This is a genomic window from Pseudofrankia asymbiotica (assembly GCF_001983105.1).
GTDB classification, from domain to species: domain Bacteria; phylum Actinomycetota; class Actinomycetes; order Frankiales; family Frankiaceae; genus Pseudofrankia; species Pseudofrankia asymbiotica.
This window is the reverse complement of record NZ_MOMC01000027.1, coordinates 42511-62257: the sequence shown is the minus strand read 5'-3', so window position 1 is coordinate 62257 and position 19747 is coordinate 42511. Positions and strand designations below refer to the sequence as shown.

The following is a 19747-nucleotide window of genomic DNA, read 5'->3' as shown; positions in this document are numbered from 1 at the left end:
CGGACACAGCCCCACCGGGTGGGCGACGCTCAGGTGGGGGGCACCGCGTGATCTATGAGATCGAGTGGACCATGGGCGAGGAAGTCGTTCCGGGGTTCCTCGCCCTGTTCACCGCCGAGATCGAAGCGGGCAGTCTTGAGGAGGCACACCGCATCCTCGACGACATCGTGATGGAGAGTGATCGTCTGTGGCGGGAGTTCTGCTGATCGTCGCGGGCAGGCCCGCCCCGCCGGCCCGGGACCACGCGCGATGACCGAGACCGTGCTCTCCCAGACGGCACCCGTCGCGCCGGACGCGCTGGCCACGGCACCGGCGCCGCTGCCAGGGCTGCCGGTCACCGGGACGGTGGCGGTCGTCGTCGCGCGCGGCGGGCAGGTGCCGCCGGGCGGCGCCGAGGCGGTGGCGGAGGCCGGCGGGCAGGTGCTGGTCGTCGGCTCCGGGGCGGCCGAGGCGGCCGCGACACTGCACCGGGCGACCGGCGGCGGCCCGGCGGCCGAGGTCTGGTGGGCCGACACCGGCCCTGGCCTGCGGGCCGGGGCGCTCGCGTGCTCGCTCGCCCCGCTGCTCGCCCGCGCGGACCTGGTCGTGCTGCCCGCGTCCGCGGACGGCCGCGACCTCGCGCCCCGGCTGGCCGCCGCGCTCGACGTCCCGCTGCTCGCCGGCGCCGTCCAGGCCGCACTGGCGGGCGACGGCCAGGTGCGGGCGGAGCTCGCCCGGGTCGACGGCCGGCTGCTCGTCACGACGACGTGCGCGGCGCCCGCCGTCGCGACGCTGCTGCCGGGTGCGCGGTCGGTGTACGACGGTCCCGCGCAACCGTTGGAACTGGTGGAGCTCGCGGAACCGGCGGACGCGCTGGACGCGCCCGCGACGGGAACGACGGGAACGGCGGACGCGCCGGCGGCGGGAACGGCGGGAGCGCCAGCCGCGGCGGAACCGGCGGCGCGGGCGGCGCGGTCGGCGGTGAGCCCGGCGCGGATTCCCCGCCAGGCCCCCGAGGGCGCACTGGGGCCGGTCGAGGTGTCGCTGGCCGCCACGCCGGGCGACGTCGTCGACGTCGAGGTGGTCGAGGTGCTGGAGCCGGACCCGGCGACGATGGACCTGGGCGAGGCGCGCCGGGTGCTCGGCGGCGGCGCCGGCCTCGTCGCCCGCGGCAGCGGCCTGGCGGACGTCGGGCCGGCCGCCGCGTTCGAGCTGCTCGCCGGCGTCGCCGCGGCGCTCGGCGCGTCCGCGGGCGCCACCCGGGTCGTGACCGACGCCGGCTGGATGGGCTACGACCGCCAGATCGGCACCACCGGCGTCGCCCTCGACCCCGAGCTCTACATCGCGTTCGGCGTGTCCGGCGCGAGCCAGCACACGGGGGGCCTGGGCGCGCCGCGCCACGTCGTGTCCGTCAACACCGACCCGAGCTGCCCGATGACGGCGATGGCGGACCTCGGCCTCGTCACGGACGCGGGCGAGCTGCTCGTCGAGCTCGCCCGCCGCCTCGGAGTGCCTGCCCCCGCCGGTCTCACCGCCTCTGCCGCTCCTGCCGGCGGCGCCGGCGGCGCCGCGGCCAGCCCGGACGGCTCGGCCAGCCCGGACAGCTCGGCCAGCCCGGACAGCGCGGCCAGCCCGGACAGCCCGGACAGCGCGGCCAGCCCGGACAGCGCGGCTTCCGGCGTTCCCAACCCGCGTGCGGAGAGCAACCATGGCTGACGAGCGAGTCCCCTACGCCGGCCCGGGCGCCGCTCCCGGCGCGGCCGTCGGGGACCAGCCGGCGGACGTCGACGTCATCGTCGTCGGCGCGGGGCCCGCGGGCGCCGCGGCGGCGCTCGCCGCCGCCCGCGCGGGCGCGTCCGTCGTCATGCTGGAGCGCGGCCCGTTCCCCGGCTCGAAGAACGTCTACGGCGGGGTCATCTACGGCCGGATCCTCGACACCGTCCTGCCGAACTGGTGGGAGGAGGTGCCGGTCGAGCGCTGGGTCGTGCGCCGCTCGACCATGGTGCTCACCGAGACGCAGGCGCTCACCGTCGACTTCCGCACCCAGAGCTGGGCCGGCCCGCCGTACAACGGCATGACGGCCTACCGCGCCGACTTCGACAGCTGGCTCGCCGAGAAGGCGACCGCCGCCGGCGCGCGGCTCGTCACCTCGACGGTCGCGACCGGGCTGCTGCGCGACGCGGCAGGCAGGGTCGTCGGTGTCCGCACCGACCGCGCCGACGGCGAGCTGCGCGCCCGGGTCGTGATCGCCGCCGACGGCGTCAACTCGTTCCTGGCCAAGGAGTCCGGCCTGCTGCCGAAGGCCGACCCGAAGCACCACACCCTGGGCGTCAAGGAGGTGCTGTCGCTGCCGCGCGAGGTGATCGACGAGCGCTTCGGGCTGCGCGGCCAGGAGGGCCTCGACATCGAGATGCTCGGCAACACCCGCGGCATCCCCGGCGGCGGATTCCTCTACACGAACAGCGACACGGTGAGCATCGGCGCGGTGCTCGCGCTGCCGGGCCTGGCCGCGGCGAAGGTCCGCCCGGAGGAGATCATCGCCGACCTGAAGGGGCACCCGGCGATCGCACCCTACCTGCGCGGGGCGACGGTGAAGGAGTACGCCGCGCACCTCATCCCGGAGGGCGGCTACGACCACATGCCGCCGCTGCACGCCGACGGCCTGCTGATCGCCGGTGACGCCGCCGGGATGACACTCGCCGCCGGCATCTGGCTGGAGGGGGTCAACTTCGCGATCGGCTCCGGCCTGGTCGCGGGCCGGGTCGCCGCCGAGGCGGCCGCGGCCGGCGACGCGTCGAAGAAGCGGCTGGCCCGCTACCGCGACGAGCTGGAGAAGCAGTTCGTGCTCGCCGACCACAAGCGGCTGCGCGGCGCACCCGAGATCATCCTGTCGGAGCGGATCCAGCGCCGCTACCCGGGGCTCGTCGCCGACCTGGTCGAGAGCCTGTTCACGGTGACGAACCCGGAGCCGAAGCCGGGAGCGCTGGCACTGCTGCGCCGGGCCGCCAAGCGCAACGGTGTCAGCCTGCGCGAGCTCGCGCGCGACGGAGTGAGGATCGGGAAGGTGTTCCGGTGAGCCGGTTCTGGTTCAGGAAGCCGGTGGGCGCCGCCAGCGCGCCCGCCGCCACCGAGGCCGCGGAGGGTATGGGGGGCGGCGGCGGGCGGCTGGGCGACATCGCGTTCGAGGACCGGATGGCCACCGTCGACTTCCGGGTCGGCGAGCGGGCGCACATCGTCGTCGACTCGGACGTCTGCCGCTCCTGCACGACCCGCGCCTGTGTCACCGCCTGCCCGGCGAACCTGTTCGCGCCGACGGCGGACGGCGGGATCCTGTTCAACTACGAGCAGTGCTTCGAGTGCGGCACCTGCTACATGGTCTGCAACGGCGAGGGCGCGCTCACCTGGACCTACCCCGACGGCGGCCAAGGCGTCGTCTTCCGCCAGGGCTGATCGGAGACATCGTGACCGTTGATCGGAACGATCCCGAAGGTTCCGAAGGTCCCGAAGGTCCCGAAGGTCCCGAAGGTCCCGAAGGTCCCACCGGATCATGGCCCGGCTCATGATCTGGTGGGATCTTCGGAGTCAGAGCGCCGAAGATCCCACCAGATCAACGGCGGCCTCCCGCGCCACCGGCCGTGGGCTGGTTTCCGTCACCCAGGTGGCCGGCCCAGGCCGGCCCGGACCACCAGAAGGCCGCTGGGCGCACGAAAGTGATCTTCTTTCGCGCGCCCGGCGGCCTTCGTACCCGAAGTCACCAGGAGGTCGGCGATGACGAACGCGACAGGCGACGCGGCCCGCGCGGACGGCCCGCTGATCGCCGTGTGCCTGCGGGTAGCCGACCTGCGGCCCGAGGTCGATCCGCTGACCGGGGCCGTGACGCGCTCGGCGCACGGCGCCGGGCTCTCGGCGGCGGACGAGGCCGCGCTGGAGCGCGCGCTGACGATCGCGCAGGCCTGGTCGGGACGGGTGCTCGCCGTCGCCGCCGGCCCGCCGATCGCCGACGGTCCGCTGCGCGCGGCGGCGGCGCTGGGCGCCCAGGTGCTCCGGGTGGCCTGGCCGCCCGCCGGCGAGAGTCACGGCTCGGCGTCCGCCAGCCCTGCCGGCCTCGCCGGCCATACCAGCCACGGCGGCGCGCAGGGGCGGGATGAGCCGTTCGGGCCGGCGGACGCCTACCTCGCCGATCTCGCCGGTGACACCCGGGCGCTCGCCGAGGCGTTGGTCGAGGCGATCCGGACGGTCGGCGAGCCGACGCTGGTGCTCTGCGGCGACCATTCCCCGGACCGCGGCACCGGCGCGCTGCCCGCACAGCTCGCGCATGCCCTCGGCGCCGCGCAGGCTCTCGGGCTGGTCGGCCTGACCCCGGCGGACGACGGCTGGCTGCTCGCCGAGCGCCGGCTCGACGGCGGGCGGCGCGAGCGGCTACGCGTCCCGACGCCCGCGGTCTGCTCCGCCGAGGCCGCCGGCCTGCGCCTGCGCCGCGCCGCGCTGCCGGCGCTCCTGGCCTCGGACAGCGCCCCGGTGCCCGTCGTCGAGCCGGCACGGGCCGCCGACGGCGCGGTCCGGGTCGCCGACGTCCGCGCCTACCGCCCACGGGCCAGGGTCGTCCCCCCTCCGGCGGGCACGGCCGCCCGGGACCGGCTGCTGGCACTCACCGGCGCTCTGGCCGCCCACGAGCCGCCCACGATCATCGGCCCGACGGACGCCGCGCACGCCGCGGACGCGCTGATCGCCTACCTGGTCCGCACGGGCTACCTCACGGCMTGAACCGTCCGGCACTGCCTGGGACGGCCCCGGACGGCCCCGGACGGCCCCGGACGGCCCGGACGGCCTCGGACTACCCGGACGGCCTCGGACTACCCGGACGGCCCGGACGGCCCAGGCCGCTCGCGCCGGTGGTCGCCGTGTGGGGCCGTGACCTGGCGTTTTGTCCGCCGTGGACCGGGGACGGGCAGAGGTTGTCAGCCATGGGCCGGTTCGGCCCGACGCGGCTCCAGATCAGGAAGGCGCCGGGTCCCGATGGGAAGGGCAGCCACGATGAAGCAGGACGAGCTTGTGTCCGCGATCCGCGTCACGGGCGGATTCGAGTCCGCGAGGCAGGCGGAGATGGCGGTGCGTGCCACCCTCACGGTGCTCGGCGAACGGATCTCCGGCGGTGAGACGCGGAACCTCGCCGCCCAGCTGCCAGCGGCGTTCGCCGAGGTACTGCCCCCAAGGGGTGCCGGCGAGCGCTTCGACGTCCATGAGTTCTACCGCCGGGTCGCCCTGCACGAGGGCGGCTCCTGCACGGAGCCCAAGGCCCGCCGTCATGCCCGCGCTGTCATGGCGGCGCTCAAGACCAGCGTCTCGCCGTCGGAGTTCGAGGATGTCGCCGGCCAGCTACCCTCCGACTACGCCGATCTGCTCAGCCGCGAGTCCGTCATTCACTATTAACAGCGCCTTCGCACAGTAGACGCCTCACAGCGGGGCGTCCCCGTCGTGCCGTAAATCTGCCGCGATACCCTCCAAAGAGGGTCACCCGACCGCGACCTGCGGCGCAATAGCGGACGAAGCAACCGTTCTCCGGTGGAACCGGTTTCTGCGTAACACCAGGGTGACCCAGGCCACACTGTCGACGGGGCCGTCGGCTACACTCCCCGGCTGCGGGGCTGCTGACTGTGCCCAGTCGGTTGCCCAACGCACGGGACGATGGCGGAGGCCTGGATGCCGTCAATGCTTCTCGTCCGGATGGCGGGTGCCATCCCGGATGCGGCCCCTCGCTGGCTGCTTGCCGCCGCGAGCGCGGTCTGCGACCCCGCCGGCGGGACGCGCACCGACGAGGACAGACCGTTCAGCGTCGGCCAGCTGATGCCCGACGCCGGACCCAACGCCACCGGGCTAGGCGGCACCGGGCTAGGCGGCACCGGGCTAGGCGGCACCGGGCTAGGCGGGACTGGGCTAGGCACGCACGGTGACGGCCGCCTGGCCGGAACGCGGGAACCGTCCACGCACGCCGCGACGAGCCGCGGCACCTCCCGCCTGGTCAGCAGGCGGGAGCCGTCCGAGCGCGCAACGCCCGCCGCGCCCGCCGTGACGACCTGGCGGCTGGGCTGGCTCGCGGACGACGCTCCACTGCCCAGCTGGCCGCCGGACACGGTTCGTTTCGGCTCGCGGGTGGTCCCGGTCATCGGCGCGGACCTGCACCGCTACTCCTACGCCGAGCTCGCGCAGGGCCGGCCCGCCCGCGGCGCCCGGCTCACGATGAACACCCCGACGTTCTTCTCCCGCGACGGGCGCGACCTGCCGCTGCCAGACCCGGCGCTGGCCATCGGCGGCCTGCTCGCCCGCTGGAACACCTACGCGCCCGGTCCGCTGCGGATCGGCGCCGACGACGCGCGGGCCCTCATCGAGGCGGTCTTCCTCGACGGCGTCTGGGGCGCGAGCTCCGAGGTCGAGCTCGGCCACGGGCTGCGCCAGGTGGGCTTCGTCGGGCAGGCCGACCTGCGACTGCTCGCCGCGACGTCCGACTACATCGCGACGATGTTCGCCGCGCTCGCCAGGTTCGCCGCGTTCGCCGGCGTCGGAGAACGCACCGCCCACGGCTTCGGCACGGTGGACATCGACGTAGTCGACCTCGCGCCCGCGCGCCGCCGCACCGCCCCAGCGACCGTCCCGGCGACCCGCCGCTCGGACCGTACCCCGGCCCGCTCCCCCGCCGCCGGGGCCACCCGGCGGCGATGATCGACCCGGGCCGGCCCCGCCAACCTTGACGTCTCCCTTCAGCACGTCGGCTCCCCACATCGGTCTCGGCTGGGAGTCCATCGGGCTGCGGGTTGACCACGGGCCGTGTGATCGGAGATCACCGCACGTCCCGGCGCTCCTCCGGCCAGAGAGCACCCGTCAACAGCGGCGGTCATGATTCTGGAGAGAATCCCTGCGAGCCTGACGCAGAACCGCGTCGACAAAGAAGTCCGGCGACCTGCGCCGGTGATCCACAACATAGTGATAGACCAGGGTGGGTGCAGCTATCTCAACACCATCCTCACGCTCCACTCGAATCTCAGCGCYGCATGCCAATTAACCTGTCGCCCAGCTCGTCGGGCCGATTGATCCTCGCCACCAGCCCTGGTCCGAGCGTCCTCGTGACCATGTCAAAAACCATCCCGGAAACACGGATGGATCATCCCATATGCGGGCGGCCCCGATTCTCCCATCCGCCTACGGGCTTCGGCGCCAGGTCCACAGTCGATGATGGATCGTCCACAGGATTTGCTACCGAGAGCGAGCATCGTCACCCGGCGCTACGGCGGGCCGGCGGCACACTGGCAGAGAGCCGACCCCTCGGCGTTACGCAGAATTTCCCACCAACTACTGGTCGGACCAACCCACGATCTGCCATAGTTGCTCACCGCCCCCACACCCACCCGCGCCGCGGCCGTCCACGTCGCCCGTCGGGCATTCCACACTGCCCGTATTTGGTGACCACGGATTTCCCATCGGCCGGCGCGACGACGTGGAAGGAGCCGCCGGGTGAGCCGCCGCGACCGACTCTCCTCCCGACCAGGCGCGCCGGCCGTCCCGGCACGACCTGCTCCCGGCAGCCCGGCGCCCTCGGTGCCGCCTCGCGAGACCAGCGCTGGGGGCGACTCGTCGGCATCGCAGACCGCGCCGGACAGCGCCTCGGCTCACACGCCGTCCGGTGGCACGCCACCAGGCAGTCCCGACGTCACCGACGTCACGGCCCCCGTCACTCTCGCCAAGAGCCCGGGCGGCATCGCCGATCCCGACGCGGCCTCCGCGGCCGGCGGCGGCGACGCCCTCGCCGACGACACCGCGGCCGGCGACACCGCCATCGGCGACGCCCAGGGCACGGACCCGCGCGCACCGGCAGCCGGCGCCTCGCCAGCCCGGAATCACCCTGGCCGGCATCGGCGTCGCAGGTCACGCGCACGCAGGATCGGCCTGCTGCACGCCGTCGGCCTGCCCGCCCTCGGGATCCCGGCACTCGTCATCGTGCTGCTGTCCGGCGTGGACGTCCCCCTCGGCGGCGGGGGCCGTGGCGCCTCGACCACTCCGCCCACCGCGGGCCGCGGCTTCGCCCTGTCGTCTCTCGGCCCGGATGCCCTGCCCATCRCCCTCGCGGCCCTGGACCGGGACGGCGCGCCGAGCCAGGTCCCGGTCGACAGCCTCGCCACCGCCGCCGCCTCCCCGGACGTGACCGGCGGCCTCGTCCCGCTCACCGCCACCGAGCGCCAGATCCCGGCCCGCGTCCTCACCGCCTACGAGGAGGCCGCCGGCGCCGTCACCACCGAAGAGCCCGGCTGCCACCTGCGCTGGCAGCTCCTCGCCGCCATCGGCAAGGTCGAGACCAACCACGCGACCGGCCGCACCATCAGGCCCGACGGCACCATCACGCCCGCCATCGTCGGCCCCCGCCTCGACGGCCACGACGACTTCGCCCGCGTCGGCGACACCGACAAGGGCGCACTCGACCACGACAGCGCCTACGACCACGCCGTCGGCCCGATGCAGCTACTTCCCACCATCTGGGCCAGTACCAGCCACGACAGCAAGCACGACACCGCCAGGAACCCGAACAACATCGACGACGCCACCCTCGTCGCCGGCGGCTACCTCTGCGCCTACCACCGCGACCTGGCCGACCCCACCGACCTCTACGCGGCGATCTACGACTACAACCCCGTCGACGCCTACGTCCGCGCCGTCCTCGCCTGGGCCACCGGCTACACCGACACCACGCCCACCCCGGTCACCAGCCCCGCGCCAGGGATCACACCGACGCCGCCGAGCCCGACCACACCACAACTGACGACGCCGAACCCGACCGGACCTGATCCGTCCGCACCGGCCACCACCACGGGCTCGGCACCAACGCCCTTCCCGGTCATCAGGCTGACACCGCGGCCCACAATCCCGGGGGCCACACCCGCCCAGCCCACCGCGACATCGCCAACCTGCGCGACGGTCAGCCTGACGACCACCAGCCTCGCGGCGACGACCAGGGCCACCACCCTCGACATCACCGGCCGCTACGCCGTCGCGAAGACCACCGGCACCGGCACGACGACCGTCGTCCACGCGGAGGCCCACGACACCGCCGGCCGCCCCCTCGCGATGGCCAGCGCCACGATCCCCCTCTCACCGCCAGCCGGCGGCACGCTGCTGGCCCGCCTGCCTCTCGACCAGCTCACCACTCCCGGCCAGACCGTCAAGATCACGGTCGACCTGACCGCCAGCTCGTCCGGCTGTCCCGTCCAGGACCTGGTCACCGTCACCGTCACCGGTGTCACCCGCCCGGCGGCCACCGCCGCCGCGCCGGCCCCCACGCCGAGCAGCCCAGCACCACCCGCCTCGCCCGACCCAGCCGTCGACGCCCCGACCTCGACGCCGTAGACACCCACACCCTGACGGTCACTGGCGCGCCGACACGGCCCGGGCGCGTCCGCGGCAACCATGCCTCGCGTCGGCCGGGCCGCCGATCGGCGCCGGTTCTGGAGGTCAGTCAGACGTGGCGCGCCACGGGTGACGCGCAGGCTCTGACTAAGCCCTAACCCCTATCCCCTGACCCGGCTCGGCGCTGGCGGCGCGCGGAACCCTCGTTGAGGCGGAACTAGCGACCCGCGCCGGGAGGCCCCGAGACCGCGACGTCGCCGCCGTCGAACAGGCGCAGGCGGTGAGCGACGGCGGCCGCCTCGCCTCGGCTGGTGACGCCCAGCTTGCCGAGGATGTTCGAGACGTGGGTGCTCGCCGTCTTGCGGCTGATGAACAGCGCCGCGGCGATCTGCGGGTTGGTGCTGCCCGCGGCGACGAGACGCAGCACATCGACCTCCCGCGCGGTCAGGCCAAGCGGCGGCCCATCCGTGGTGGCGGCCGCACACTCGCCGTGGGCCGTCTCCGGCCCACTCTCCGGGCCGGGAAGCACGAGGCGGCCCTGTGCCGCGAGCAGGCGCAGATCGTGGCGCAGCAGATGCGCGCCGAGCGTGTCCGCGGCGACCGCGGCGGCGCGCAGCTCGTCGCCGGCCGCCGCCCGGTCGCCGACGGCGAGCAGCGCCTCCGCCCGCCGGTAGCGCGCCCGAGCCGACTGATAGGGAACGCCGAGCGCGGCCCAGGACTTCGCCGCGCGCTCCCATGCCTCCGGGTCCGGCCGGCCCTCGGCCCTGGCCAGCTCCCCGTCGATCACCGTGCTACAGGCCTCGCCGGACACGGCCCGCTCGAACGGCATCTCGGCCGCCAGCGCGGCGACCCTGCCGGCCGCGTCGAGAGCCCGGCGCAGGTCGTCCCCGGCGCGCAGGGCCCTGGCGACGCCCGCCGCCTCGGCGGTGGCACCCATGGCGGACGCGAGCAGCGGAGCCGCGTAGCGGACGACGTCGGTGAAGTCGAACGTCTCGACGGCGCGCACGGCCGACAGGGCGCCGGCGACGCCGTCGGTCAGCGCTCCCGGCTCGCCGCGGCGCACGTCCAGGTCGATGCGCAGCCGCAGCAGCGGCATCGTGTACTGGCTGCCGAGGTAGCGGTGGGTGAGTGTGCCCTCGGCCGAGGCCAACGCCGTCGCGGCCTCGTCGAGCCGGCCGCCGGCGAGCGCCAGCTCGCCCCGCAGCTGCTCCAGGAACAGCGCGTGGATTCCCATCGGGGCGAGCTCGGTGGTCTCGGCGAGCAGCTTCTCGGCCTCGTCCCAGCGGCCCGCGCCGAACAGCGCCTCGATGACGTTGCCCGCGATGATCAGACCGTGGGTGCGTTCCTGGCCGAGCCGACGGGCCAGCCGCAGGCCCTCTCGCCCGGCGGCGACCGCCTCGTCGAACCGGCAGCCGCCGAGCCAGGTGTCGGACTCGTTGGTGTAGCTGGACAGCAGCAGGTCGTCGTCGTTCAGCTCGTGGGCGATCGCCCGGCCCAGGCGCGCGTCTTCCGGCAGGGTCCAGGTGCTGGCGAGGCAGCCGGTGGTCATCAGCGCCGTCGCCTCCACCCGGCGCGCGCCGGTGGCACGGGCGATCGCCAGCGCCTCCTCGATCGCCTCCAGCGCGGCGGCGCGCCGGGGGACCATCGACAGCGCCTTGCCCAGCGAGACGAGAATCTTCGCCCGCGTCGGGGTAGGCGGCTCGGCGGGCATCACCCGGAGGGCCTCCCGCGCCTCCGCGACCCCGTCCGAGTGGCCGCGCATGCGCAGCAGGAAGCTCTGTTCCGTCAGCGCCAGGGCCAGGCGTACCGGGTCCCCGAGAAGGGCGGCCTCGGCGCGCGCCCGGGCGACAAGGTCCAGCCCGCGGCGCAGCTCACCGGCCATCTTCGCCGCCGTGATCGCGGCCTCCAGGACCCCCAGGTGGTCGAGGCCGGCCCGCTCGGCCGCGTCGGGCACCTCGTCCCAGCTCGCGAGCGCCCGCTCGTAGTGCCGCAGGGCCTCGGCGAAGGCGTAGGCGCAGGCCGCGGCACGGGCCGCGGTCAGCAGGGCGGGCAGCGCCCTGGAATGGTCACAGGCCGCGTACCAGTGGTAGGCGACCGCCGCCGCGGCCCGCGCGCCACCGCCGACCAGGCCGGGGTCGGCCTCCAGCGCCTGCGCGTAGCGCCGGTGCAGGTGGGACAGCTCGCCGGGCAGCGCCTCATGGCGCAGGGCGCTGCGGGTCAGCGCGTGCCGGAAGCAGTAGGCGTCGTCCGCCGGGGCGACCATGAGCACACCAGTCGCGACGGCCGCGCGCAGCGCGTCCCACAGCTGCTCCTCGGGCAGACCCAGGACCGCGGCGAGGAGCCGGTGCTCGACGCGCTGGCCGCCGGCGGCCGCGACCCGCAGCAGGTGGCGCGTCGCCGCTGGCAGCGCCTCGATCCGGGCGAGCAGCGCGTCACGCAGAGTCGGGCTGATCGTGTCGACCCCGCCGGCGCCGGCGGCGCAGACGAGCTCCTCGACGAAGAACGCGTTGCCGTCCGAGCGGGCCATGACAGCGTCGACAAGCTGGTCCGGGGGTGCCTCGCCGAGGATCGCCGCGACCAGCTCGGTCACGTCGGCCCGGCCGAACCGGGCGAGCTCGATCCGCTCGACCCAGCGCAGCCGCTCCGAGCCGGACATCCAGCGCAGCCGCTCGGACTCGGCCAGGAAGGTCCGCAGCGGGTGGCCCGGGCCGACGCCGTCGGCCCGGTAGGTCAGGACCAGTGTCGCCCGGCAGCCGCGCAGGTTGCGCAGCAGGAACGCGGCCAGCGCCCGGGTCGAGTGGTCCGCCCAGTGCAGGTCCTCGATGACGAACAGCACCGGGTGCTCGGCCGACAGCGTCTCGACGACGCCGAGCACGAGGTCGAACAGCCGGCCTATGCCGTTGCCGATGCCGTTCCCCTGTGCGTCGTCAGCCGCGGCCGCGGGGATGGCCACGGGGCCGGCGACCTCGGGCAGGAGGCGAGCCAGCTCGTCGCGGCGCCCGCCCGCGAGCCGCGCGAGCGCCTCCGGGCCGATCCGGCGGGCGAGCCCACGTAACGCCTCGACGACCGGGGCGAGCGGCAGCCCGTCGCCCTCGAGCTCGACGCAGCCGCCGGCGAGCACGGTGTGCCCCGCCGCGGCCGCCCGGGCGGCGACCTCCTCGACCAGCCGAGTCTTGCCGACGCCGGCCTCGCCGCCGATGATGACGCCCGCGCCGTCGCCGTCGGCCGCGCGCCGCAGCGCGCCCTCGAGCCGGGCGAGCTCGGCCGCGCGGCCGACGAACACCGAGCTGGCGAGTTGCGTCATGACTCCTAGTCTGGCTGACAGCTGCGACAACTCCACCCGGTTTTCGGCCTCAGGCCGGCAGTCCTCATCACTTTCACGGTGCTGTCGCTGCTGTGAGGGTGCTGTCACGTCGAAATCGCGGTCAGCGCCGCCGTCCGGTCGACGTCCGCCGCCGGGCGCCCCGGCCCTCGGCCGGCTCGTCGGGGTAGACCTCCTCCGGGTCGAGCGCCAGCCGCCCGTTCGCCGGTGTCTCATCGGCGCCCGCCCGCGCCGCCCGCGCCGAGCGGGACGCCGCGGCGTCCCGCCGTAGCTGGTCTCCGTGCTCGCCCGCCGCCGCCGCCGCGATCTGCCAGGACAACATCGTCTGTCACGTCCTCTCGCGCCCCTCGGCGCGTGTCCCGTCCTCGTGTGTCGCTCTCCACGATCACCGTCGGACGGGGGTGAGGACATCGGGCAGGTGCCCGATTCCTGTCCGAGCCGACCGCCCTACCCGTCGGGGCGGCTGTCGGATACCGGACAGGAACCCGCCCTACGAGGGCGCGCCGCTCACGCCCTCTCGGTCCCCCCGAAGGCCGCGCGCAACTGACCTGCGCGAATGGTCACGCCGAGCAGCCAGGCCAGGTGGCCGCGTGTTCGCGGCTCGGCGGGCGTCACCCGGCGTACACGTCGAAGCCGGCATGTCGCCACCCTCCGGGGTCGGGAGGGCCCACGGGGTGCCCCTAAGGTGGATGTGACGGACAGCCGATAGACCCCCGAGGTAGGCGGATGATAGAGGCGCGCAGCCTTACAAAGCGGTATGGCAGCAAGACAGCTGTCGACGACCTCACGTTCAGCGTCCAGCCGGGTGTGGTCACCGGGTTCCTGGGCCCGAACGGCGCGGGCAAGTCCACGACGATGCGGATGGCGATCGGCCTCGACCGGCCGACCAAGGGCAAGATCACGGTCAACGGCCGTGCGTACCGGGACTTCTCCGCCCCGCTGTGCGAGGTCGGCGTGCTGCTCGAGGCGAAGGCCGTGCACACCGGCCGGTCGGCCTACAAGCACCTGCTCGCGGTCGCGCAGACGCAGGGCATCCCCCGCCGGCGGGTCGACGAGGTGCTGGGCCTGGTGGGCCTGTCCGACGTGGCGGGCAAGCGGGTCGGCGGCTTCTCGCTCGGCATGGGGCAGCGCCTGGGAATCGCGTCGGCGATGCTCGGCGATCCCGGGGTGCTCATCCTCGACGAGCCGGTCAACGGGCTTGACCCCGAGGGCATCCGCTGGATCCGTACCCTGCTGCAGACGCTGGCGGCCGAGGGCCGGACCATCTTCGTCTCGTCGCACCTCATGAGCGAGATGGCGCTGACCGCCACCCACCTCATCGTCGTCGGCCGCGGCCGGCTGATCGCGAACACCTCCGTCGAGGACTTCATCCGGTCCGCCTCCGGCGACCTGGTGCATGTGCGCTCACCTCAGGCCGGCCGGCTCGCCGAGGTGCTCGACCGCGAGAACGCGAAGACCACGCCCACCGGGCTGGACACGCTGGCTGTCAACGGCCTGACCTCGCAGCGGATCGGCGACCTGGCGTTCGAGGCGGGCATCCCGCTGCACGAGCTCACCCCGCGGCAGGTGTCGCTGGAGGACGCGTTCATGGACATCACCCGTGACGCCGTCGAGTACAACCACGGCCAGCCGCAGCCACCGCGCGTCCCGGCCGCCGCGACCGCCGCCGGCGGCGCCGCGGACCAGGGCTCCGTCGGGGCCGGCGCGACCACCGCGAGGGGGCAGGCATGACCGCCACACCACTGGGGCCCGGCGAGACCCTCTCGCCCCCTGCCACGCCGCGGGCGACGGCGACCAACCGGCAGCCGGCCGCGTTCCACGTGAACGCCAGGGTCACGATGTCCCGGGTCCTGCGCTCCGAGTGGACGAAGCTCACGTCCCTGCGCTCGACGATGTGGACGATGCTCGCGGCGTTCGTGGTCACGATCGGCTTCGGCTGCCTGATCCCGGCCATCACCGTCTCGGAGTGGCACAACTCGACCGCGCAGGAGCGGGCCGAGAACTTCACCGAGCCGGTGATGACGAGCCTGGTCGGCGGGTACTTCTCCCAGATCGCCATCGGGGTTCTCGGCGTGCTGCTGATCACCGGCGAGTACTCGACCGGGATGATCCGCACGTCGCTCGGCGCGGYCCCGCACCGGCTGCCGGTGCTGTTCGGGAAGGCCGCCGTGTTCGGCGTCGCCAGCTTCGTGCTGTCCCTGGTCTCGATCCTCGCCGCGTTCTTCTGCGGGCAGGCGATCCTCCACCAGATCGGCCTTGGCGTCTCGATCGGCGATCCGCACGTCATCCGGGTGCTGCTCGGTGGGGCGTTCTTCGTCACCTCGATCGGCCTGCTCGGACTGGTGCTCGGGTCCCTGATCCGCAGCACCGGCGGCTCGATCGCCGCGCTGCTCGGCCTGATCTTCGTGGTTCCGATCATCACCGGCCTGCTGCCCGGCGACTGGAGCAACATCCACAAGTTCGTGCCCGACGGCGCCGGCGAGGCGCTGGTCACGGTGGTCCGTGACACGGACAGCGTGATGACCCCGCTGGGCGGCCTGATCGTCCTGATCATCTGGCTCGTCGTCGGCCTCGGCGCCGCCGCCTACACGATGGTCCGTCGGGACGCCTGAGCCTGAGGCCGCCGCCCGGCGCCGCCCACCCGGCGGCGCCGGGTGGGCGGCTGGGTGGGCACCGCGGGCACGACGGCCGGGGTGCTCTCCGGGCCCGCCGGGCCCGTGGGGCCCGCGGGGAGCAGGGGCGGGAGCATCCGCGCGAGGCCGACGACGCCGGCGACGACCAGCACGGCCGCGGCCACGATCCCGACGACCTGGTGGGGCGCGGTCGGCGCCGGGACGCCGTAGACGAGCACGGCGAGCAGGTACGACACGACCGGGTTGGTGATGTTCATGCCGGTCACCGCGCCGGCGAACGGCCCGGAGGCGTAGGCCGTCTGGCTGAGCGTCATACTCGTGATCATCGCCACGATCAGCGCGTAGACGTACCACGAGGTCGCCAGCGCGACGAAGCCGTGGTCGACGGCGAGCCCGACGGTGCGCTTGATGAGCACCGCGTTGAGCGCGTAGAAGAACCCGCCGGCGATGCCGAACATCGGCGCCCGCAACGACGGGGGCTGGCCGAGGGACACCATCGTGATCGTGACGGCGACCGCGACCGTGACCGCGATGGCGGCGAGGAGACGCGCGTCGTCGACGTGCACGACCGCGGGCGGCTTGCCGCGCACCGTCAGCAGGACGGCGAGCCCCGCGGACACCGCGCCGGCGGCCCACCAGGCCCCGTGCGGCAGCGGGCGGCCCGAGCCGACCCGGGACAGCGGCAGCGCGAACAGCAGCTGCGCCACGATGAGCGGCTGCACGACCGCCACCGAGCCCAGATAGAGCGCCCCCGCCTGGACGACGAAGCCTCCGAGGTTGGCCAGCCAGCCGGCGAACCACAGCGGGTCACGCATCAGGGCAAGCATCAGGCCGTGCCCGGGGACGACCCGGTCGAGCGCGGGCGAGCCGCGGCGGCTCGCCCGGATCGCGGCCCGTTGCTGCAGGACGGCCGACCACGCCCACAGGAACGCGGCGAGGAGGCTGAGCGCGACGACGATCAGCACGGTGGGCGAGACGCCCCGGCGGCGGTGGACACGCCGTCAGCGCCTCGCATGGGCCACACGATAGCGGCGAAACCGGTCTCCCGTTAGCCCGTCCGGACGTCGCGAACATGAAGGCCAGCGGGCGCATTGCCGAACGGGACCTCCCCCACCGATTCGCGACGCGGGGGGTCGATGCCTGTCAGGACGTCGCGCCTGTCAGGCTCGGCCGCCAATCGGCGGGGACCCCGCGGAGGGGTCGGTGCACAGGAGGCTGTCGGCGGCGCGGCGCGCGGGCGGTGGCACCGGGTTGGGCACCGGGGTCACGGCGTCTGGCCGGGCGATCGGTGGGTGCGGTGGGTGCGGTGGGTGCGGTGGCCTGCGTTCGAGGATGGGGCGCAGGGTTACCGCGGCGACGATGGGGGCGGCCGCGACCAGCAGGAACGCGCGGGACCAGCCGGTCCCCGTGACGAGCAGGCCGACGAGCGGCGGCGTCGCGGCGGCGGCGACGAAGTTCAGCGTGTTCTCCGCGGCCATCGCGGTCGCCGCCCGGCCGGGTGGCGCGAGCTCGCCGGCCGCGGTGAACGCCAGCCCGTTCCAGCAGACGGTCACGGCCGTGACCAGCACCAGCACCACCGCGAGCAGGCCGACGGGCGCGGCGACGGTCGCCCCGGCGGCGGCCACCATCCCCACCGCGGCGGCGACGGCGAGCACCCGCAACGGGCGCAGCCTGGCCCCCACCCGGTCGCTCCACGCGCCGACCAGGATGCGCGCGAGCGCGCCCGCCGCCTGCGCGACGGTCAGCACGACGGCCGCGCGCTGGGCGCTCATCCCCCGGTCGTCGTGCAGCACCTCCACCAGGAACGCGACCATGGTGAACTGCGGCACGACCAGCAGCCCCGCGGCCGCGCTCAGCCGCCACAGGCGCCGGTCACGCAGCACGTCCCGGGTCGACGACGCCGCCGCTGAGCCCGCGACGCCAGGCGCCGCGGATCCCGCCGGCCCCACGGGCCGCGCGGGTCGCGCCGGTCGCGCGGCCGCCGGCTTTGGGGTGTCCTCGCGCAGGGCCTCCGGTGGTTCCCGGATGAACGCGACGACCGCGATGCCCGCGGCCAGGCAGCAGGCCGCGAGGGCGTAGAAGGCGGCGGCGACGCCGAAGTGGCCGGTCACCGCCGGCAGCCCGGCGGCGGCGAGCCCCGAGCCGGCGGGCACGGCGCACTGGCGGATCCCCATCGCGACGCCGCGGCGAGCGCCGGGGAACCAGGTCAGCACCGCACGGCCACTCGCCGTCGTGACGCTGGCCCCGGCCGCCCCGGCCAGCGCCAGCAGCACCGCCCGGGTGGCGAGGCCGTGGCCGAGCCCGGCGCCGAACAGGCACCCCGCCGCGCCGGCGAGCCCGGCCGTCATCGCCGGGCGCTCCCCGTACCGGTCGACCACCGGTCCCCAGGCGAGCAGCGTCAGCAGGATGCCGGCCGTCGGGCAGGCCAGCAGCAGTCCCAGCCCCCCGAGCGTCAGCCCGTGCTCGGCCCGCAGCGCCGGCCCGATCCCGGCGAGCCCCTGGAAGTACGCGCTGGTGGTCGCCTGCGCCACGGTCCCGACCGCGAGCACCACCCATCGGTAGCCCGCACCCACGTTTCTCATACTCTGATACTACAATCTCATATTCTGAGATATGAGACGCCTAGCGTTCCGCGGCGGCCACGCGGGCTGGCGACCGGCGCTCAGTCGTGGATCTGCTGAGCCAGGTAGTTCTCGGTTCCGATCTGCGCGATCAGGTCGTGCTGGGCGTCGAGCCAGTCGATGTGCTCCTCCTCGTCGTGCAGGATCCGCTCGAGCAGCAGAGCGGAGCCGATGTCGCCGCGCTCCCGGCACAGCGCGATGCCGGGGCGCAGCACGTCGACCGACCGCTCCTCGTGCTTGCGGTCAAGGCTGAGCTGCTCGGGCACGTTCTCGCCGATGDCCAGCGTGTGCAGCCGCTGGAGGTTGGGGTGCCCGCCCAGATAGAGCACCCGCTCGATGAGCTCGTCGGCGTGCTTCATCTCGTCGATCGACTCGTGGTAGGAATGCTCCGAAAGCCTCTTGTACCCCCAGTTACGCTGCATACGCGAATGCAGAAAGTATTGGTTGACCGCTGTCAGCTCGTCGGTAAGCACCGCGTTCAACAGCTCGATGATCTCCGCGTCCCCGCGCATGTCCATACACCTTCCGCCATCACCCCGCCGTCGCGGGCGGGCAGGTCATCCGGAGGCGGAGCACTTGTCCGGCCACGATCCGTGACCAGCGAGGACGACGCGCGACCGCCGCCAGTTCCGCCCCACAGACAGCAAACCACATAAATGGGAGGGACGGTACGACCGGCATTATAAATGTCAAGACGCCATTATTCAGGGCGACCTAACCTTCGCGGAGGTAAACCTCACTGAGGTAAACCTCACCTCGCGGAGAATTCGGCGTCACCCGAACGGCGCGACTGCTCACCGTCCAGCCCCGCGCCAGTACGCCGGGGCTCGCCAGGAAGAGGTACGCCGGGCGGCGTCAGGAACGGGTGCGCAGGGCGCGCAGGAAAAGGGCCAGGTTGGCGGGGCGCTCCGCCATCCGGCGCAGCAGGTACGGGTACCAGTCGGGGCCGTAGGGCAGGTAGACCCGCACCTGGGCGCCGAGGCTCGCGAGCCTGAGCTGCTCGTGCGGCCGTACGCCGTGCAGCAGCTGGTACTCGAAGTCGTCCCGGTCCCGGTCGCGCGCGTCGGCGAGGCGGCCCGCGAGCGCCAGCATCCGTGGGTCGTGGGTGGCGACCATCGGGTAGCCCTCGCCGGTCATCAGGACGCCGAGGCAGCGGGCGTAGGACGCGTCGACGTCCGCGCGGCGGGTGAAGGCGACGTCGCCCGCCGCCCGGTAGGCGCCCTTGCACAGCCGCACCCGCGAGCCGGCGCCGGCCAGGCGGCGGCAGTCGTTCTCGGTACGGCGCAGGTAGGACTGCAGCACCGCCCCGGTGGCCGGGAAGTCGCGGCGCAGGTCGGCGAGCACCGCCAGGCCCGCGTCGACGCTGGTGTGCTCCTCGGCGTCCACGGTCACCGTGGCGCCGACCTCGGCCGCGCGGGCGCAGATCTCCGCGGCGTTCTCGTAGCAGATCTTCAGGCCTCCGTAGGGCACCAGCCGGCCCAGCGCGGACAGCTTCACCGAGACGTCCAGCCCGGCGGCGAGCCCGACGTCCTCGGCGAGGTCGAGCAGCGCGAGGTAGCCGTCGGTCGACTCGCGCGCGCTGGCGAGGTCGACACCGCTTTCCCCGAGCCGGTCGACGGTGGCGGCGATCCCGTCGGCGGCGAGCCCGCGGACCACGTCGAGGGCGTCGGCGGGCCGCTCACCGGCGACGAACCGGTCGACGACGCGGCGCGTCGGCCCGGTGGCGACGACGAGCTCCCGCGCCCTGGCGCTGCGGGACGCGGCGAGCAGCACCCCACGGATCATCCGACGCCTCCTCGCGG

Annotated in this window: 17 protein-coding genes; 10 read left to right on the top strand and 7 right to left on the bottom strand. The window is 74.3% G+C overall.

Annotated elements, in window-relative coordinates; translation table 11 throughout:
• Positions 1-47: 47 nt before the first annotated feature.
• The 7 genes from BL253_RS42265 to cas6 all read left to right on the top strand — a co-directional run bounded on the left by BL253_RS42265 (position 48) and on the right by cas6 (position 6696).
• Entirely contained in the window at positions 48-206 is a 159-nt protein-coding gene (locus BL253_RS42265; protein WP_158230358.1) for a hypothetical protein, read from the top strand.
• Between the two features lie 43 nt (positions 207-249).
• The gene (locus BL253_RS14485; protein WP_241834792.1) at positions 250-1695 is read left to right on the top strand and encodes a mycofactocin-associated electron transfer flavoprotein alpha subunit; all 1446 of its coding nucleotides are present in this window, start codon (positions 250-252) and stop codon (positions 1693-1695) included.
• On the top strand, positions 1688-3055 hold the full coding sequence (locus tag BL253_RS14480; RefSeq protein WP_076817224.1) for an FAD-dependent oxidoreductase: 1368 nt from the start codon (positions 1688-1690) through the stop codon (positions 3053-3055). The genes BL253_RS14485 and BL253_RS14480 overlap by 8 nt, the downstream gene beginning before the upstream one ends.
• The gene (locus tag BL253_RS14475) at positions 3052-3429 is read left to right on the top strand and encodes a ferredoxin family protein (RefSeq protein ID WP_241834791.1); all 378 of its coding nucleotides are present in this window, start codon (positions 3052-3054) and stop codon (positions 3427-3429) included. Before BL253_RS14480 ends, BL253_RS14475 begins: the two co-directional genes overlap by 4 nt.
• 318 nt (positions 3430-3747) lie before the next feature.
• Positions 3748-4743 (top strand): mycofactocin-associated electron transfer flavoprotein beta subunit, encoded by a 996-nt coding sequence (locus tag BL253_RS14470; protein ID WP_076817222.1) that lies wholly within the window; start codon positions 3748-3750, stop codon positions 4741-4743.
• 252 nt (positions 4744-4995) lie between these two features.
• The gene (locus BL253_RS14465; RefSeq protein ID WP_241834790.1) at positions 4996-5409 is read left to right on the top strand and encodes a DUF2267 domain-containing protein; all 414 of its coding nucleotides are present in this window, start codon (positions 4996-4998) and stop codon (positions 5407-5409) included.
• A gap of 270 nt (positions 5410-5679) precedes the next feature.
• On the top strand, positions 5680-6696 hold the full coding sequence (cas6, locus tag BL253_RS14460) for a CRISPR system precrRNA processing endoribonuclease RAMP protein Cas6 (protein ID WP_076817372.1): 1017 nt from the start codon (positions 5680-5682) through the stop codon (positions 6694-6696).
• Positions 6697-6855: 159 nt separating this feature from the next.
• On the opposite strand, the gene BL253_RS45810 is transcribed toward cas6, so the two are convergent.
• The gene (locus BL253_RS45810; RefSeq protein ID WP_476644110.1) at positions 6856-7032 is read right to left on the bottom strand and encodes a DUF7919 family protein; all 177 of its coding nucleotides are present in this window, start codon (positions 7030-7032) and stop codon (positions 6856-6858) included.
• Between the two features lie 453 nt (positions 7033-7485).
• Between BL253_RS45810 and BL253_RS14455 the strand changes: the two genes are divergently transcribed.
• Positions 7486-9369, top strand: coding sequence for a lysozyme family protein (locus BL253_RS14455; RefSeq protein ID WP_131831495.1), 1884 nt, complete (start codon positions 7486-7488; stop codon positions 9367-9369).
• A gap of 217 nt (positions 9370-9586) precedes the next feature.
• On the opposite strand, the gene BL253_RS44735 is transcribed toward BL253_RS14455, so the two are convergent.
• Positions 9587-12673: a helix-turn-helix transcriptional regulator gene (locus BL253_RS44735; protein ID WP_076817216.1), complete on the bottom strand. Its 3087-nt coding sequence runs from the start codon at positions 12671-12673 to the stop codon at positions 9587-9589.
• Between the two features lie 121 nt (positions 12674-12794).
• Positions 12795-13013 carry a hypothetical protein gene (locus BL253_RS14445; RefSeq protein ID WP_076817214.1) on the bottom strand — a complete coding sequence of 73 codons (219 nt, stop codon included), beginning with the start codon at positions 13011-13013 and terminating at the stop codon, positions 12795-12797.
• Positions 13014-13417: 404 nt separating this feature from the next.
• On the opposite strand from BL253_RS14445, the gene BL253_RS14440 reads away from it, so the two are divergent.
• On the top strand, positions 13418-14422 hold the full coding sequence (locus BL253_RS14440; protein ID WP_076817213.1) for an ABC transporter ATP-binding protein: 1005 nt from the start codon (positions 13418-13420) through the stop codon (positions 14420-14422).
• Positions 14419-15303, top strand: a complete 885-nt coding sequence (locus tag BL253_RS14435) for an ABC transporter permease (RefSeq protein ID WP_076817211.1) — start codon at positions 14419-14421, stop codon at positions 15301-15303. The genes BL253_RS14440 and BL253_RS14435 overlap by 4 nt, the downstream gene beginning before the upstream one ends.
• Here BL253_RS14435 and BL253_RS14430 read toward each other — a convergent pair.
• From BL253_RS14430 to BL253_RS14415, 4 genes are all read right to left on the bottom strand, one after another.
• On the bottom strand, positions 15276-16289 hold the full coding sequence (locus BL253_RS14430) for a DMT family transporter (RefSeq protein ID WP_076817209.1): 1014 nt from the start codon (positions 16287-16289) through the stop codon (positions 15276-15278). The genes BL253_RS14435 and BL253_RS14430 overlap by 28 nt on opposite strands.
• 195 nt (positions 16290-16484) lie before the next feature.
• Positions 16485-17906, bottom strand: a complete 1422-nt coding sequence (locus BL253_RS14425) for an MFS transporter (RefSeq protein WP_198946266.1) — start codon at positions 17904-17906, stop codon at positions 16485-16487.
• 80 nt (positions 17907-17986) lie between these two features.
• Positions 17987-18457 carry a bacterioferritin gene (gene bfr, locus BL253_RS14420; protein ID WP_198946265.1) on the bottom strand — a complete coding sequence of 157 codons (471 nt, stop codon included), beginning with the start codon at positions 18455-18457 and terminating at the stop codon, positions 17987-17989.
• A 343-nt stretch (positions 18458-18800) separates the two neighbouring features.
• Positions 18801-19730, bottom strand: coding sequence for a proline dehydrogenase family protein (locus BL253_RS14415; protein WP_076817203.1), 930 nt, complete (start codon positions 19728-19730; stop codon positions 18801-18803).
• Between the last annotated feature and the right edge of the window lie 17 nt (positions 19731-19747).